Source organism: Microcoleus sp. w1-18aA5 (assembly GCF_036701705.1).
In the GTDB taxonomy this organism is placed as follows: Bacteria; Cyanobacteriota; Cyanobacteriia; order Cyanobacteriales; family Microcoleaceae; genus Microcoleus.
The window spans coordinates 14176-31701 of record NZ_JAUPTE010000077.1; the positions used below are offsets into that span (position 1 = coordinate 14176).

Below are 17526 nucleotides of genomic sequence, written 5' to 3' on the forward strand. Positions count from 1 at the left end.
TAATGGCAAACAAACCAGGAAATACACAATGCAAATCAAAGCACTAGCAGTTAAAAAAACAGGCGGATTGCTTGAAGAATACAAATTCGATGTCGAACCTCCAAAAGTACATGAATGCCTTATAAAAGTGTTAAGCTGCGGCATTTGTCACTCTGACTTGCACATGATTGACAACGATTGGGGTCAAGCCAAATATCCCCTCGTTCCCGGCCACGAAGTTATCGGAGAAGTGGCAGAAATAGGGCCGCAAGTGACTCATTTAAAAGTGGGCGATCGCGTTGGTGTCGGTTGGCAAAGGTCGTCTTGTTTGCAGTGCTGCGACTGCTTGCGGGGTAACGAAAATCTCTGCGATGAAAACCAGGGATTAATTGTTACAGGCCCGGGCGGTTTTGCCGATTATTTGATGGTAGATTCCCGCTTTGCTTTTCCTATTCCCAAAGGCATCGATTCCAACGTAGCGGGGCCGCTGTTGTGCGGCGGAATTACGGTGTACGCCGGTTTGCGAAATGCGGGGATGAGTTCCGGGCAAGAAATTGGCATTCTCGGCATCGGTGGTTTGGGACACATGGCGGTACAATTTGCGAAAAAATTAGGCAACCGCGTTACAGTTTTTACTACTTCCCAAGATAAGGCAGAATTTGCACATAAAATGGGGGCGGACGAAGCTATTGTAGTAGGAAAAGGCGAAATTCCTCAAGCCCCCAGCAGCAAATTAGATATTTTGTTGAGCACTGTTCCTGCTGCTTTAGATTGGGTTCCGTACATTGATTTTCTCGATTCTAACGGTGCGCTTGCTTTTGTGGGAGTTCCCGACGAACCTTTGAGCATTCCGTTATTTTCGCTGCTGGTAAAGCAACGCCGAATTGTGAGTTCTCTCATCGGCGGTCGCGCTATGATTAATGAAATGCTGGCAATTGCAGAGAAGTTTGAGATTGAGCCGATTGTCGAAGTTTTTGCGATCGCACAAGCGAATGAAGCCATTCAGAAAGTCCGCGACAATCAAGTACGCTATCGCGCAGTTTTGACAGTGAGTTAGATAATGGTTAATGGGTAAGGTGCGCCTAGCGCACCCTACTAAAGATATATAAGCAACGAATTAAAGCAAAGAATTAGCATTAATAAAACGACCATTTAAATCGGCTGGGGTCACGTTCAACATAGTACCCAACAAAGCATTAGTAAAACCAAATCTAATATTAGTAGCTTCCACACGACCGTTGCCATCGGGATCGAGACTTCGCTGGGAGATGCCGCCCTTAGCTAATAAGCTAGTTCCACCGGCTATACTTGCAGGATCGATCAGCAATAATCTCGGATCGTTCAAGCTATAGCTTACCTCTTCCAATGAGATATTGCTGCTGGTAAATTCCACACTAATGCCAATCGAATCGCTAGACTTATCAAAATCCACAATTACCGCGTCAGGAACTTCAATTCCAACTACTCGGATTCCCGCTTGATCGACTCTCAAAACAAATACATCGCTACCTGCACCACCTTGGTAAATATCGATATCTCTGTCGCCAATTAAAGTATCATTACCGTCACCGCCCAGTAACAAATCAACACCTTGTCCTCCGCGCAGCAAATCATTTCCCGCACCCCCATCAAGGAAATCGCTATTTCTATCTCCTGTCAAGAAATCGTCGCCAGTTTCTCCCAAAACATCGTCATCATCTTTGCCGGCGTAAATAGAATCATTGCCGACACCGCCTAGCAGACTGTCTTTACCATCGTTGCCGAAAATCCGTTCTGCATCTGACGATCCCCTGACAGTATCATTGCCACCCACCATCCAAAGTCCCCCAGGAAAACTAGCAAGTTGTCCTGGTGCAAGTGTAATATTTTCAGGAGAATTGTCTCCTACCAAACGAGAGATGCCTGAATTATCTGGGGTGAGTACCATAGTTGTAAACTTTGTGCGATGTGAGCATGGATATTGTGCAATATTCTACAGTTTAGTAGGGTGCGCCAGAACACAGTTACTTCCTGACTCGCGATCGAGCAATCGTTGGCGCACCCTACTAGACAGCTCGATCGCTCCATCTTGGCACAAGCCTGATGGAAATACCCTAGATTAAAATAAAAGTTAAAATTTGAGCCGATGCCAATTATCTTAGTTGAAGACTTGAGCAAAGTTTATCCGGTAGCGATTAAAGAACCGGGACTTAAAGGAACAGTGCGACACTTTTTTAGTCGCACTTACCGCAATATCAAAGCAGTTGAGGGCGTTTCTTTTAGTATTGAACCGGGGGAAGTCGTGGGGTTTCTCGGTGCTAACGGTGCGGGCAAAACTACTACGCTGAAAATGCTGACTGGTTTGATTTATCCGTCTGCGGGTACGGTGAGTGTGTGCGATCGTACTCCTTTCCGTCGGGAAGCAGATTTTCTGCAAAAAATCACTTTAGTGATGGGGCAGAAACAGCAGTTAATTTGGGATTTACCCGTGCTTGACTCTCTGCGAATCAATGCCGCTGTCTACGGCATTCCCGATACAGATTATCGACGGCGAGTCGGAGAATTAACAGAGATGCTGTCACTAGAAGGCAAGTTGAATCAGCCGGTACGAAAGCTTTCTTTAGGCGAACGCATGAAAGCTGAATTGATGGCGGCGCTGCTGCACCAGCCGGAGGTATTATTTTTAGATGAACCGACTTTAGGTTTGGATATAAACGCACAGTTTAGCGTCAGGCAATTTCTGCGAGAATATAACGAGCGCTATCAAGCAACGGTGTTGTTGACGAGCCATTACATGGCTGACATTACTGCTTTGTGCAAGCGCGTTTTGTTAATCCATGAAGGGCAATTAGTTTATGATGGCAGTTTGGACGGATTGCTCGACAGGTTTGCACCTTATCGGGAAGTTCAGGTAAAATTAGCTAAGCCGCTGGAAAAAGATAGTGCTTTTACTTACGGAGAGGTAGAATCTATTGAGGGACAATCGGTGCGGTTTTTAGTCAAAAGGGAGGAGCTGACGGTGAGTGTGGCGAAGATTTTGGCGGAGTTGGAAGTGATAGATTTGACTGTTACCGATCCGCCAATTGAAGAGGTAATTGGTAGAGTTTTTCGCACGGGAAAAGTGTAATGTTTTTGGCTGGGTTCATTCTCCATAACAGGCAAGATATCTGTTTCACTAAAGTTTTAATGTTCTGTGGAACGGGCATCTTGCCCGTTGCTAACACCGAAAAATGGAACAGGCAAGATGCCTGTTCCACTAAATTTTCAATGTTTTGTGGAACGGGCATCTTACCTGTTGCTAACACCGAAAAATTAAATCTACAATTGATATGACAAAATCCCTCAAAATTGCTAAAACTTTGCTAGTTACCTACTACGCTTATATGCTCGAATACCGGGCGGAATTGTTTTTGTGGGCGCTGTCGGGAGCTTTGCCGTTTATCTTGATGGGTGTCTGGATGCAGGCGGCAGAAACGGGTCAATTTGGGCTGAATGCGATCGACTTTGCCCGTTATTTTTTAGCGGCTTTCATTGTCAGGCAAACAAATGTAGTTTGGGTGATTTGGGAGTTTGAAAAGGAAGTAGTGCAAGGCAGGCTATCTAATAGATTGTTGCAGCCTCTCGATCCCGTATGGCACCACTTCGCATCTCACGTTTCCGAAAGGTTTGCGAGGCTGCCCTTTGTATGCGGATTAGTGCTGCTGTTTTTTGCACTTTACCCGCAGGCTTTTTGGCTGCCGAGTTTGGGCAGGTTTTTGCTGTTTTTGTTGGTTATCCTCTTGGCTTTTTGCTTGCGGTTCTTGATACAGTATACCTTTGCGCTGTTTGCTTTTTGGCTGGAGAGGGCAAGTGCGATCGAACAATTCTGGTTTTTAATTTACCTGTTTTTATCGGGACTTATCGCGCCGCTGGAAGTTTTCCCCGCACCCGTGCGCGAAGTAGTTTTGTGGACGCCTTTTCCTTATTTGATTCATTTTCCCGCTTCAATCTTGATAGGATTGCCCGTAGATTTAGGCCGCGGTTTGTTGGTAATGTTGGGTTGGAGTGCGGTGTTTTTTGTGTGGAATCGCTGGCTTTGGCGACAGGGCTTGAAGCAGTATTCGGGTATGGGAGCTTAAATAATAATTAAAAATTATAAAACAGTAAGCTGCGTCACAGTAAAATGTTAATCCTTTTGTCAAAAAGACTTACTTGACGCATCCTACTTAACTGTGGAGTAAATCTAAAATTTAAAATCTAAAATCGACTGACCCACCCGAATTAACTGTAGAGTAAATCTAAAATCTAAAATCTAAAATCTAAAATCGCACACATCATGCAAAAATGCAATCGCGAGTATTCGACAATTGCATAAACATCCATTTTTTGTATATATAAGTACAAAAGTTTACAATAAATTCTTATATTAATAAATCCAACGACTGATAAACGGGATAAAAGAGATTCTAATGACAGCCAAAAAAAACCTCATTGTAATCGGCAATGGCATGGTAGGTCACAAGTTCCTGGAGTTAATGGTGAGTTCGGATGCTGCCAAACACTGGAATTTAATTACTTTTTGTGAAGAACCGCGCGTTGCTTACGATCGCGTAAACCTCAGCGGATTTTTCTCTGGCAAAACAGCGGGAGATTTATCTTTAGTTGCACCGGGATTTTATCAAGAAAACGGCATCCAAATTTATATCGGCGACAAAGCAGTCGCCATTAACCGGGAACACAAAATAGTCTCTTCAGCCAACGGTTTAGAAGTTCCCTACGACAAAATTGTTCTCGCGACCGGTTCCTATCCATTTGTGCCATCAATTAAAGGCAAAGACGCTACAGGGACTTTTGTTTACCGGACAATTGACGACCTGGAAGCGATGTCCGATTACGCTAAAAATTGCAAGACAGGCGTAGTAATTGGCGGCGGTTTGTTAGGTCTAGAATGTGCTAACGCCCTGCAAAATATGGGCTTGAAAACTCACGTTGTTGAGTTTGCCTCGCGGCTGATGCCAGTGCAAGTTGACGAGATGGGCGGGGCAATTCTCCGCAGCAAAATAGAAGAGTTGGGAGTTTCGGTTCATACCTGCAAATCTACCACAGAAATTGTCAGCGAAGATGGCAAAGTTACTAAAATGTTGTTTGCTGACGGTTCGGAATTAGCAACAGATATGATAGTGTTTTCTGCTGGCATTCGCCCCCGCGACGAAATTGCCAGAAGTTGCGGTATAGAAGTAGGAGAACGCGGTGGCATTTTGATTAATGATAGCTGCCAAACCTCCGATCCTGATATTTATGCGATCGGAGAATGCGCGCTGTATCAAAATCGCATCTACGGCTTAGTTGCGCCTGGGTATACAATGGCAAGCGTAGCTGCAGATATTTTGAGCCGTGTAGCAGATGACGGACAAGATGCCAGTCCCACAAGCACTTTTACAGGTGCGGATATGTCCACTAAACTCAAATTATTGGGGGTGGATGTCGCTAGTTTTGGAGATCCTTTTCCCAAGTCGGGGGATGCTAAAGAAATTGTTGTCACTGACACCTTCCAAGGCATTTACAAAAAATTAGTTTTAAATCAAGACGGCAGCCGGATTTTAGGCGGAATTCTCGTGGGAGATGCTTCGGCTTACGGCACTTTGCTGCAATTCATGCAAAATGAAATTGCTCTGCCGCCGCATCCCGAAGATTTGTTAATGCCACCGCGAGAAGGGGGAGTATCGGCGGGTTTTGGAGTTGACAGTTTGCCGGATTCGGCTCAAATTTGTTCTTGCAATAATGTTACCAAAGGGCAGATTTGTGCAGCGATTCGCGAGCATAATTTAACCGATGTTGCCAGCGTCAAGAAATGCACTCAAGCTGGGACGGGCTGCGGCGGTTGCGTGCCTTTAGTGACGGATATCTTCAAGTCGGAGATGAAGAAAGCTGGGTTTGCAGTCAAAAATAATCTCTGCGAACATTTTGAATATTCTCGTCAAGAATTGTACCATTTAGTGCGTTCTCAAGAGATTAAAACCTTTGAGGAGTTGATTGAAAGACACGGCAAAGGTAAGGGCTGCGAAATTTGCAAGCCTGCTGTTGGTTCGATGCTGGCTTCTACTTGGAATGACCATATTTTAGAGAAGTCTCACGTCGGTTTGCAAGATACGAACGATTACTTTTTGGCCAACATTCAGCGCGACGGTACTTATTCGGTGGTGCCCCGCATACCGGGGGGAGAAATTACGCCGGATAAGTTGATTGTTTTGGGTGAAGTTGCCAGGGATTTTGGGCTTTATACTAAGATTACTGGCGGGCAACGGATTGATTTGTTTGGAGCTCGCGTGGATCAATTGCCGCATATTTGGCGTCGGTTGATTGATGCGGGATTTGAGTCGGGACACGCTTACGGTAAGGCTCTGCGTACTGTAAAATCTTGTGTTGGTAGCACTTGGTGCCGCTTTGGGGTGCAGGATTCTACGAGTTTGGCGATCGAAGTTGAATTGCGGTATCGTGGTTTGCGATCGCCCCACAAGCTCAAATCTGCTGTCTCTGGCTGCACTCGCGAATGCGCGGAAGCTCAAAGCAAGGATTTTGGGATAATTGCGACAGAGAATGGTTGGAATTTGTACGTGTGCGGCAACGGCGGTATTAAGCCACAGCACGCGGTTTTGCTGGCTACGGATATCGATAAGGAAACTTTGATTAAGTATATCGATCGATTCTTGGTTTTCTACATCCGCACGGCCGACAGATTGGAACGCACTGCTACTTGGTTGAACAAACTTGAGGGCGGGATTGAATACTTGAAACAAGTGATAATTGAGGACTCTCTGGGCATTTGTGCTGAATTGGAAGCGCAAATGGAACATTTAGTGAATACTTATCAATGTGAGTGGAAAACGACGATTGAAGACCCACAAAAGGTGCAGCGGTTCCAGCATTTTGTGAATTCCGATTTGCCCGATCCGAGTATTGTTCGTGTTGCGGAACGGGGACAAACGCGGCCGGCTAACGAACATGAAAAGGCTCTGGCTGGAGTTTCGGAATAACCCATCCTCAGCCCTCCCCTTGAATCAGGGGAGGGAGCAAGAATCTCGTTCCCCGGCTCTGCCTGGGAATGAAGTCCGGGAGGCTCTGCCTCCTTCGGCGAGGCGAGGCAGAGCCTCGAAACCTACGTTCCCAGCCGGAGACGGGGAACGAGATTGAAGTAAAATAACAGGAAAAGAAGATGGTTCAATCATTACAAGTTTCGGATACTGTGACTACTTGGGTAGATGTGTGTTCTCTGGATGCGATCGCCGCTTATACTGGAGTTTGCGCTTTAGTTAAAAGCGAACAAGTGGCGATTTTCCGAGTGGGAAACGGAGATGAAGTTTATGCGCTCAGCAATTACGACCCGTTTAGCAAAGCTTTTGTTTTGTCGCGGGGAATTGTGGGCGATCGCAACGGGACTCTCAAAGTTGCTTCTCCCATTTACAAACAAAACTTTAGTCTCACTACCGGGCAATGTCTGGATGATGAAACGGTAAAGATTCCTACTTTTGCGGTTCGGGTTGTAGCCGATCGCGTCCAAGTAGCTGTTAGTTAAATTCAGCGGCTTAATTGTTCGATCGCCATCCGCCACCACCTAACATTCCTGTGGGTGCTGGCGGATTTTACATTGGGGCCCTGCCGACTCAGTATTTTTCGTCTAAAATAGAGTCGATTGGCTCCATACTCCAGGCTCGCTCAAAAAAATCTCAACTAATATCCGAGCTGATGGGAGGATTGTCAATGCAAACAAACTTCAGCGAGCAGGGTATCGGTATGTTGTTAAAAAAACTTGTTTCCGAAAATAATCCCCAGACGGTAGCAGAGTTAATCCATGCCCAACTCAAAATCGGTCAACTGACTTGGGGCGAACTCAACATACAAGTTTTCGGCCAGCACTGGCGGGACGAATCTTTGCACGAAGTCCTCAGAGAAATTGCAGCTAAGCTCGACAAAGAAACAGCGAGCCAAATTATAGAATATCTCACGGATCAAAACGGTCAACAAGCAAAATTTATTAATTTGTTTTTAGCAGCGCAATGCCTGTTAAAAGTTAAAAATGATGTTAATAAAAAAACCGCCAAAAAACTGTTAAGCGCTTTAAAAAAGTTATCGCAATACGGTACGGGTTTCCTGATTCTTTATCAAAGCGCTCAAGAGTTGCAGGAAACTTATCAAATTCGCAATCGATCGATCGCGGCGATCGCCCAAACTTGGAAAAACGACCCGCAAACCCTGCCCTGGCTGAAAATACTCGCTCACTCCACAGACTGTGGCGAAGTCCGGGCCACAGCAGTCGAAGCAATAGCCCGTGGTTGGCCAGACCAGCCAGAAATTTACCTGATGCTCAAAAACCTCGCCAAATCCGATAGAAGCTGGGCAGTGCGATCGACCTGTGTGCGAGAAATGGCTTTTGGTTGGCCAGACACGAGCGATACCTTGCCACTGTTGACTGCCTTGGCTCAGTTTGATCAAAGTCCCGCAGTTCGCACCGCAGCACTCGAACAGTTGGCATTTAATTGGCCCGATCGCACAGATACCTTGCTGCTGCTGAGAACCGTCGCCGAATCCGACGAAAATTTGGGAGTACGAGTCTGTGCGTGGCAAGAAATAGCCAGAGGTTGGCACAGCCTTTTAGGCACCGCCTCCCTGCTAAAAAACCTTGCTCAGACAGGAAGTTCTATCCTGCGAACCGTAGCGGTGCGGGAGTTGGCAGCAGGCTGGCCCGCCGCAGCCGACGTTTACCTGCTGCTGAAAACCCTAGCCGAATCCGACAGCAGTAAAGAAGTGCGGACAGCAGCCTTAGAAGAATTGGCCTCGCACTGGCCCAATGAACCAGACATTTACCCACTGCTGAAGAATAAAGCCGAGTCCGACGCGAGTTCGAGCGTCCGGCGCTCAGCAGTGCAAGCAATTGCCTCTGGCTGGCCTGGGAACCCCCAAACTCTGACTTTTTTGAAAAATATAGCATTGGGCGATCGCGACGCCGACCTGCGCGAAATAGCCCTACAACAGATAGCCGCAGGTTGGCCCGACCACCCAGAAACCCTGCCCCTGCTGCAAAAAATAGCTGATTCCGAGGATTACTGGACTGTGCGGCAAGTAGTAGTGGAGGCTGTCGCCACACTGGCGTCAGAAAGTCTCGAAGTCTTTGGCTGGTTGCAAAATCTCGCCGGGTCAGACAGACACCTGAACGTCCGAGAAACTGCGGTGGAAGAAATCGCAAAACGCTGGTCTCACCGGGGCGAGACGCTGCCTTTCCTCAAAAGCCGGGTCGAGTTGGAGCATGATTCTCACCTGCTGAGCGTGCTGGTGCGATCGATCGTGCGGGGGTGGCCCGACGCCCCGGAAACCTTGTCTTGGCTGAAAATTCAGCTCGATTCTGGGGAAGCGCTAGTGAGGGAAGCGGCGGTGCTTGAACTCGCTTACAACTGGCCAGACAATCCTGAAACTTGGATGCTGCTAGAGGCTAAAGCAGAGGGCGATGAGAGTCCCGCTGTCAGGCAAATCGCTTTGCAAAACTTAGCGCGCGGGTGGACAAATCAGTCTCAAACTTTCGAGTGGCTCAAAAGTAGAGCTCAAAAAGATGAAGATTCGCAGGTGCGGGCGATCGCCCTGGTAGAGTTAATGCGGGGATGGAAAGACGAGCCGGGAATGTTTGAGTTTTTGCGCGATCGAACTTTGAGCGATCCTGAAAATCAAAACGGTTCTTTTCCTTACAATCCTAGATTTACAGCACTCGAAGCGATTATCGAACATTATCCCGAAAATCCGGGAGTTGTGCCTTTGTTGCGATCGCTTGCAGTTTCCGACGCAGAAGAGCAAGTGCGGGCCTTAGCGGGTCGCCGGCTACGCAGCCAAGACTGGTAAGTAGAAACAATCCTTTAGACACCTCGGAAAATTAATCATGCCTGCTCTTATTTCTGGAGTTTGAGGAAGCTCCAACTTTAGATGTTTAGGCATAACTTGTCTTCATTGCACTCTTAACATTCTTTCAGTATCTCATTCCGGCGCAGCCGGAAGTGATATTAACAGTTAACACTGGGACTAACTCAAACGAGTGACACTCAAATGAGTGACACTCGAAAAAGTTACTGTGCATCCACAAATTCCACCAGTTATACCTGAAATATCAAAGACCAAAACTTAAATGTTGAGAGGAACCACATTATGTACACCGAAGAAAGAAGCTTGAACAATGAAACTATGGCTCTCGTCGCCGAAACTACTTCTCAATCAACTCTGGCATTTGCTGAAACAACGGGAGTAAACAAACCCACTTTACAAAGGGGTTCAACAGGTCAAGCTGTCAAGGAACTACAACAGCTTCTATATCATTGGGGTTATTATTCCGGAGCGATTGACGGTATTTTCGGCATCCAAGTTCACAACGCCGTCAAAGGCTATCAACACCGCGTCTTTTTACAAGAAGATGGGATTGTCGGCCCTATCACTTGGCAAGCACTATACTCTGGTGCACCTGTGAATATGCCGGTAGTCATGAAGGGCAGTTCTGGTAATGCTGTTAAAATTGTTCAGAATGTCTTGAAAATCAATGGATACTATTTCGGTTCCATTGACGGATTCTTCGGCGCGATGACAGATGTAGCAGTGCGACAATTGCAACTCAGCAAGGCTTTACCGCAAGATGGAATTGTCGGCTACAAAACTTGGCACGCCCTCAGCAAGTTACGGCACTAATAACGGGTGGGATTCATATAAATTCCGGTTGCACGAGCGAAATAATTGTTGAGTGTTGACTGTTAACTCAGGGTCAAAAAACAGAATGGTTAACTGTTAACTGTTGACTCGATTTGATTATTCCGATGCAACCGGAAACCATATGATGAGCTTGGCTGTTGGTATTTTGATACTGTAGGAGTTTGTTTCATTTCTGTTGATAATTTAAGCAATATCTAAAGGAGTACGTGTGATGGGTACTAAATTCAAGAGAAGAATTCTCTCAATTGATGGTGGTGGTATTCGGGGTATTATTCCTGCGATCGTTCTCAACTACATTGAAGAGCGCACAGGAAAACGCATAGCAACAATGTTTGATTTTATTGCAGGCACTTCAACCGGAGGAATTTTAGCACTGGGTTTAACTAGAAAAAACTCAGATTCTAGCATCAATAGTGAGCCAGAGTATACCGCTGCCGAACTTGTAAATTTCTATCGCAAATATGGACAAAAGATTTTCAATGAGTATATTATAGGGGATATTGATGATTTGTTACAACCCAAGCACAACCCAAAAGGTAGGCAACAAGTTTTAAAGGATCTTTTAGGTGAAGCTAAGGTTGAAGAGGCATTACGAGAAATTTTCATCCCCAGCTATGATATCGAACTCAGAGCACCAATTTTTTTTACAAGCAATCGGGACGCAGAGGAAATCAAGAGTTTTGATAGCCGGAAAGTATGTACGGGATTCAAAATGTGGGAAGCAGCAATGGCAACTTCTGCTGCACCGACATTCTTTCCACCCTACCAACTCGAAACGGGACATCATACCGATGAAGGATATTACGCTTTGGTAGACGGCGGAATTTTTGCAAATAATCCTTCCTCACTTGCAATGATGGAGGCGATGATTTCTTACAAGAAAAAAACGGGTGAAGAACTACAACGTACTGAGACCCTTGTTGTTTCTTTGGGTACGGGTTCACTAACTAAGAAATATAAGTATAAAGAAGCCAAAAATTGGGGTCAAATAAAATGGGCTATTCCCTTACTTAACGTTGTTCTAGATGGTCAAAGTGAATCGGTTGCCTATGAACTTGCTCAGCTAATGGTGACTAAAAGAGATCAAGAAAATAACCGAAACTACTATCGTTTTCAACTTCAATTGAGTAGCGATAATGGTCACGATCAAATCGACAACGCAAGTCCCACTAATATTGAGTACCTAGAGAACAGAGGTGAAAAACTCATTGAACATAGTAAGAAAGATTTGGATGAGTTGTGTAAGCTTTTGAAGGAGGAAACTGAACTATATCCTAATTAACCGCACCGTTAAATCGAGATCCGGTTGGAGGATTTTTAATGGGGGTAAGATTTTGTGTGTATTCATTCCCACAACAGGGCATCCCAAACCGCACCGCTTCCCCCATTACCTAACACCGATCGCACTCCGAAGCCGTTTTCTCCCACCTGATCAAATCTTCCCGAAAATTCGGGTCTTGCTTGGCATACTGCACGAGGCTTGTAGTTTCCGACCCAGAAGAGCAAGTGCGGGCCTTAGCGCGCCGCCCGCTTCAAGTGTTAACAATTAACTGTTAATAATCGCTCAAAAGGCCGATCGCATACCGCACCGCTTCCCCCATCATCGAACCACGAACGCGATCGGACGCCGTTTTCTCCCACGTGAGCAACTGTTCCCGAAACACCGGGTCTTGCTTGGCCCGCTGCACGATCGCCTGACTGATGACTTTCTTTTGAATCTGCTCTGTCGGGATACCTTGCTGCTTCAAATAATCCAACAGCCGCTGCACGCTTTCGGAGAATTTATCCGGCGTCTGAGACATCAAAATAAACGAAATTTGACGCACCATTCGCTGGTAGATTTCCTGTCTTCTGAGCAATATTTCCTTGTGACTCGGTTCCACCGACTCCACACTGTTACTAGGAACCGCCAAGTCGAGCAAACCCAAAATTTCAGCGCCCTTGGCTAAAACCTTTTCCAACATATCTGGATAAAGCTCCAAAATGCGATCGCCCAAAATCTTGCCGTTCACCAAACGGTTCGCGCTCAGCCGCAGTAAATTTTGTTCTCCGGCAGACTCAAAAAATTGAACGTTGAATTTGAGTTCGTGGCTTTCCAACTCCACCCGACGCAGCGTAAAAACCAAAGCCTCCCAATTAGGAGATTCATCAAAACACACCTTGACAATAGAACTGTCCTCTTGATGCTGCCGCCCCAATTCCCCCGACTCAAAATCGCGATCGACCGGAAAGCGATTGGCCGCCACTTTGGCAGTATAATCAAACTGAGTAAAAACATAGCTGCATTCAACTCTCGACAGATCGACATCTTGAACTTGCCAATTTTGAATGCAGCAACCCGTAAGCTGCGCCCCCTCCAAATTCGTCCGAATCAAACGGCACTCAATCAAACAAGCTTCTCTTAAATCCGCCTCACTCAACATCGCATCCATCAAATAAGCGCCACTCAAATCAGCTTTCCGCAAATCAGCACTTCGCAAATTAGCTTCGCTCAAATCAGCTCGCAGTAAATACACTCCTTGCAGGTTAGCTCGCAGCAAAAGCGCCTTCTTAAAACTCGCTTTCAATAAATAAGAACCCGCCAGATTAGCTCGACTCAAATCAGCGTTATCCAGCACCGCCTCAGTCAAATCCGCCCCCGCCAGCACAGCTCGGTGCAAGTCAGCGCCCGTCAGATTTGCCGATCGCATTTGAGCGCCATTCAAGTCAGCTTCAATCAAATTTACACCGATTAAAATTGCCGATCGCAAATTCGCTTCCACCAAATGCGCTTCCCGCAAATTAGCACCCGTTAAATTAGCACCAACAAGACTGGCGCGGTTGAGATTCGCCTCCATCAATTCCGCCGCCATCAACTTCGCGCCGTCGAGTTTAGCCCCGGCAAAATTAATTTGGTCAGATTTAACTTTTTGAAGATTAGCACCCCCCAAATCCGCTTCCGGGAACGCAGCCCAATTGAGTTCTGCTGCTTCCAAACAAGCAAGGCGCAAATCCGCTTTAGCAAGATTTGCCCCGCTCAAATTTGCCCCGCTCAGATTCGCCCCAGCCAGCCCCGCACTGCGGAGATCCGCGCGGCGCAAACAAGCCCCTATCAACTTGGCATTGCTCAAAAAAGACCAGCTCAAATTAGCACCGGTCAAATTAGCACCAGTGAGGTCTATTTCTCGCAGGTTAACACCGCTTAAACTAGCGCCGCTGAGGTCAATGTGACCAAAGTTGCGCTCTCCCTGTTGATAGCGCTGTAAAAATTCTTGTGTTTGCATTCCGCTGGTTTGGGGGCTGGCAATTTAGCTGTTTGAGGACGTGCTGGTCAATAACTTTAACTGTAAGGTACGCACGGAACACGAGCGGGCTAGGCACGGGAACACTACTCCTACTACTTACTGCAATAACTCATGTCCTCCGGGTGATCCGTGGGTACTTTACCCCTATAGATGGCAGTTCAAAGGATTTGGTGCGTAAGTTCTATTTCTACTACCAGTTTTACAGACTTTTGTAATTTCAAGTAGCCGAGTTCATATCTGATACGCTGCCCCGCCGGAGACTGCTTTTACCTAAAGCGCTGCAATTCTTGCTGTAAGTGTTTTCCCCATTTAGTCGCTAGAGGAATTTCTGTAAAAGGAACCTGCACCGCAGCAGCATCTTTCAACAAAAATTCGAGGGCGATTGGACTTCCAGAATTCGGCGGCGACTCTAAATCAACGGCCTGAGAGTTGACTAACAACCGCAGCGACTGCACGTCTTTTAAAGAAAAAGTTTGCAAATTCACAGGCCCGCTGCGAGTAGGTTTTCCCCAAGTTAAACTGTCTTCTTGCTGACCGAGTACAGCATAAATATCGTACTTGGCTTTAGCGAATTGTTCTGCCCAGACGCGATACGCTTCCAGCTTTTGATACTCGTTCCATCCAGCCCAAGCTAGAGAAATAAAAATTGCTAGCAGCGGCAGCCACATTAAACCTCTTTCCATGCAATACCCTTGTTGAAAATAGTCCAGGTTTTGTTTGTCATCTTCTCTAATGATACAATTAATTGAACTCCTAAAACTTGGTCTGCAATTTCAACTAGAAATTAGAGCCATTTTTGAGCGAGCAACAGCCACCGCCGAAAACTACCAAACGCCCCCGTGCGAGATATCCACAAGCCGCAGCAAGGAAAACTGGCGCTGGCGGTGAAAATTGGGTTATTGTGGTGAACACGCCTTCCCTAAACGGACGATCGGCAATGAAAAAGTTTTTCCTTCTGTGCTTATTTTTAATCGGGCTCGGCTGGGCGATTTCTAATTTCCCAGGACTTGCTACTCAAGGCACTTACGACTCGATTGTGCTTGATTTCCGCGAAGATTTGGGTGCTGCTGAGATTGCGAAAGAAGTAAATGCGATCGCCCAACAGTACCAAGTTGCACCGCAACTCAACAGCGAATTCTCAGCGGCCGACAATGTATATGTAGTTAAGGGCGATCGCACTTTGCTAAACGCCCTGAGAAAATCAAATTTGGCTAAAGATACCGAATACATTGAACCGAACTACGTCTACAGCGCTTTCGAGATTCCCAACGACCCCATGTATACCAAGCAGTGGAATCTCCGCAGTATCAACGTAGAATCTGCTTGGAACGAAACCAAAGGCAGCGGCACAACTGTAGCGATAATTGACACGGGTATTACTCCAGTCGCTGACTTAAAAGAAACCAAATTTGTACCGGGCTACGACTTTGTAAACGATCGCGCCGAAGCCTACGATGACAACGGCCACGGTACTCACGTCGCAGGTACTGTCGCCCAATCAACTAACAACAATTACGGCGTTGCGGGCATCGCCTACGAAGCAGCTTTAATGCCGCTAAAAGTGTTAGGCGGCAGCGGTGGTGGCACGGTTTCTGACATCGCCGAAGCGATCAAATTTGCTGCTGACAACGGTGCAGATGTTATCAACATGAGTCTCGGTGGCGGCGGTGAAAGTCAGTTAATGGAAGAGGCGATCGACTACGCCCACTCTAAAGGCGTTGTCATCATCGCAGCCGCCGGCAACTCCGGCGACAGTTCCGCTTCCTATCCCGCCCGCTATCCCCACGTCATCGGCGTTTCCGCCCTCGGCCCCGACGACGAAAAAGCCTCTTACTCGAATTTCGGCGCAGGGGTTGATATTGCAGCCCCCGGCGGTTCTGAAATGGGCAAGATCCTGCAAAGTACGATCGACCCGGAAACCGGCGCCGAAGTCTTTGAAGGCTACCAAGGCACTAGCATGGCTTCTCCCCACGTTGCCGCCGTTGCAGCCCTTGTCAAGGCCTCCGGCATCACAGAACCAGACGCAATTCGCAGCGTACTCTTGCAGTCGTCGCGAACAGTCACTGAAGATCCCTTAAATCATTTTGGTTCCGGACACCTAGACGCAGCCGCAGCAGTTCAGCTAGCCCAGCGCGGACAAATCAACTTCCGCGATTTCTTCCGCTGGCTGCGCGATAACGGCTATCTCAACCCCCGCTTTTGGATTGACGGCGGCGCAGTCGCCCTGTTGCCTAAAATTGCAATGGTGCTCGGTTCTTACCTGCTGGCTTTCTTTATGCGGAATTATTTTCCGTTCCAGTGGACTTGGGGCTTTTCCGGCGGCTTGATGGCTGGTAGTTCTGGGTTCTTTTTCTTGCGGAACTTGTTTGTATTTGACTTGCCGCAGTGGCCGATGCGGGTGATGGGCAGTTCTATTCCAGAACTCGGCGGTGCAATTAATGGCAGCAGTATGCTGAATCCCTTTTTTGCTAGCGTTTTGATTCCGGGGGTTTTGATTGCTTTGCTGTTGGGACATCAACAGTGGAAGTGGATCGCGATCGCAATTTCGATCGGTTTTGCCAGCAGTTTAGCGGTGAATGCTTTTGTCTCTCCCACAGTCTGGGGATTGGGCACAGGTTTGATATCACAAACATTCTTAATTGTCAATGCTTTTCTGTGTTTCGGACTGGCGCGTTTAGCAATTAAAACAGAGGTGCGATCGGCATGAGTATTACTGTCAAAGGTGAAATTGAACGCAAAGGATTAGGCCCGGGTACTTGGGCATTGGTTGGCCAAGATGGGGAAACTTACGAACTTAAGGATGCTCCTTCTGACTTGAAAAAAGCTGGTTTGAAAGTGAGTGTTAAAGGTGAAGTCCGCAAGGATGTGATGACGTTTGCTATGATCGGCCCGGTGCTTGAGGTGCAGTCTTTTGAGGTGTTGTAGGTCGATCGACTAATCCAGCTTTCGAGCAAAAAAACCCCGGCCAAAATTGGCTGGGGTTTATTAATCAGGGTGCATCTTTATTTACTTTCCAGTGGCTAGTACGATGTTCGGGAGAAATTTGATTTTTAACCGCAGATGCACGCAGATTAACGCGGATAATTTTTGATTTATTGAAATTTTGCTGTTTTGGCTGCAATACGAAAAAAAAACCCGGCCAAAATTGGTCGGGAGTTAATTAATCAGGGTGCATCTACTAATTTAGTCTCCGGTTCGAGGTGTACCTGTTCCGGACTGTTTGCGAAAATTTGGGAAAATTTGTGGTTTTGGCTGCAATACGAAAAAAAAACCCGGCCAAAATTGGTCGGGAGTTAATTAATCAGGGTGCATCTACTAATTTAGTCTCCGGTTCGAGGTGCACCTGTTCCGGACTGTTTGCGAAAATTTGGGAAAATTTGTGGTTTGGGGTGCGATCGCCAAAAAAAAACCCGGCCAAAATTGGTCGGGAGTTAATTAATCAGGGTGCATCTACCAATTAAGCTTCCTGAGAATTCCAGCCCCATCCGGACACTTAGGAATGAAAAATAAATAAGTTGATTAGTTATCGGTTATAATGAAAAAAGTGTGAGATTACAATTTTTACCAA

At 46.7% G+C, this 17526-nt stretch carries 13 protein-coding genes; 10 read left to right on the plus strand and 3 right to left on the minus strand.

Annotated elements, in window-relative coordinates; translation table 11 throughout:
* Positions 1 to 28 precede the first annotated feature (28 nt).
* Positions 29 to 1036, plus strand: coding sequence for an NAD(P)-dependent alcohol dehydrogenase (locus tag Q5691_RS22350; RefSeq protein ID WP_333216096.1), 1008 nt, complete (start codon positions 29 to 31; stop codon positions 1034 to 1036).
* A gap of 60 nt (positions 1037 to 1096) precedes the next feature.
* On the opposite strand, the gene Q5691_RS22355 is transcribed toward Q5691_RS22350, so the two are convergent.
* Positions 1097 to 1906, minus strand: coding sequence for a calcium-binding protein (locus Q5691_RS22355; RefSeq protein WP_333311025.1), 810 nt, complete (start codon positions 1904 to 1906; stop codon positions 1097 to 1099).
* Positions 1907 to 2104: 198 nt separating this feature from the next.
* Here Q5691_RS22355 and Q5691_RS22360 point away from each other — a divergent pair, with 198 nt between their 5' ends.
* From Q5691_RS22360 to Q5691_RS22390, 7 genes are all read left to right on the plus strand, one after another.
* Complete coding sequence (locus Q5691_RS22360) at positions 2105 to 3085, plus strand: ATP-binding cassette domain-containing protein (RefSeq protein ID WP_333214377.1); 981 nt, start codon at positions 2105 to 2107, stop codon at positions 3083 to 3085.
* 202 nt (positions 3086 to 3287) lie between these two features.
* Positions 3288 to 4076 carry an ABC-2 family transporter protein gene (locus Q5691_RS22365; RefSeq protein WP_333347149.1) on the plus strand — a complete coding sequence of 263 codons (789 nt, stop codon included), beginning with the start codon at positions 3288 to 3290 and terminating at the stop codon, positions 4074 to 4076.
* Between the two features lie 330 nt (positions 4077 to 4406).
* The gene (gene nirB, locus Q5691_RS22370) at positions 4407 to 6971 is read left to right on the plus strand and encodes a nitrite reductase large subunit NirB (RefSeq protein ID WP_333347152.1); all 2565 of its coding nucleotides are present in this window, start codon (positions 4407 to 4409) and stop codon (positions 6969 to 6971) included.
* Between the two features lie 179 nt (positions 6972 to 7150).
* Positions 7151 to 7510, plus strand: a complete 360-nt coding sequence (gene nirD, locus Q5691_RS22375; protein ID WP_333311021.1) for a nitrite reductase small subunit NirD — start codon at positions 7151 to 7153, stop codon at positions 7508 to 7510.
* Positions 7511 to 7695: 185 nt separating this feature from the next.
* Positions 7696 to 9822, plus strand: a complete 2127-nt coding sequence (locus Q5691_RS22380; RefSeq protein WP_333311019.1) for a HEAT repeat domain-containing protein — start codon at positions 7696 to 7698, stop codon at positions 9820 to 9822.
* Positions 9823 to 10122: 300 nt separating this feature from the next.
* The gene (locus Q5691_RS22385) at positions 10123 to 10653 is read left to right on the plus strand and encodes a peptidoglycan-binding protein (RefSeq protein ID WP_333214367.1); all 531 of its coding nucleotides are present in this window, start codon (positions 10123 to 10125) and stop codon (positions 10651 to 10653) included.
* 232 nt (positions 10654 to 10885) lie between these two features.
* The gene (locus Q5691_RS22390) at positions 10886 to 11956 is read left to right on the plus strand and encodes a patatin-like phospholipase family protein (protein WP_333230839.1); all 1071 of its coding nucleotides are present in this window, start codon (positions 10886 to 10888) and stop codon (positions 11954 to 11956) included.
* A 271-nt stretch (positions 11957 to 12227) separates the two neighbouring features.
* Here the strand turns inward: Q5691_RS22390 and Q5691_RS22395 are convergent, their stop codons facing one another.
* Both Q5691_RS22395 and Q5691_RS22400 read right to left on the minus strand, forming a co-directional pair.
* Positions 12228 to 13937, minus strand: a complete 1710-nt coding sequence (locus Q5691_RS22395; RefSeq protein ID WP_333347155.1) for a pentapeptide repeat-containing protein — start codon at positions 13935 to 13937, stop codon at positions 12228 to 12230.
* Between the two features lie 287 nt (positions 13938 to 14224).
* Positions 14225 to 14641, minus strand: a complete 417-nt coding sequence (locus Q5691_RS22400) for a hypothetical protein (RefSeq protein ID WP_333162299.1) — start codon at positions 14639 to 14641, stop codon at positions 14225 to 14227.
* Between the two features lie 254 nt (positions 14642 to 14895).
* Between Q5691_RS22400 and Q5691_RS22405 the strand changes: the two genes are divergently transcribed.
* On the plus strand, positions 14896 to 16665 hold the full coding sequence (locus tag Q5691_RS22405) for a S8 family peptidase (protein WP_333347159.1): 1770 nt from the start codon (positions 14896 to 14898) through the stop codon (positions 16663 to 16665).
* Entirely contained in the window at positions 16662 to 16883 is a 222-nt protein-coding gene (locus Q5691_RS22410) for a hypothetical protein (protein ID WP_333085886.1), read from the plus strand. Before Q5691_RS22405 ends, Q5691_RS22410 begins: the two co-directional genes overlap by 4 nt.
* Positions 16884 to 17526 lie beyond the last annotated feature (643 nt).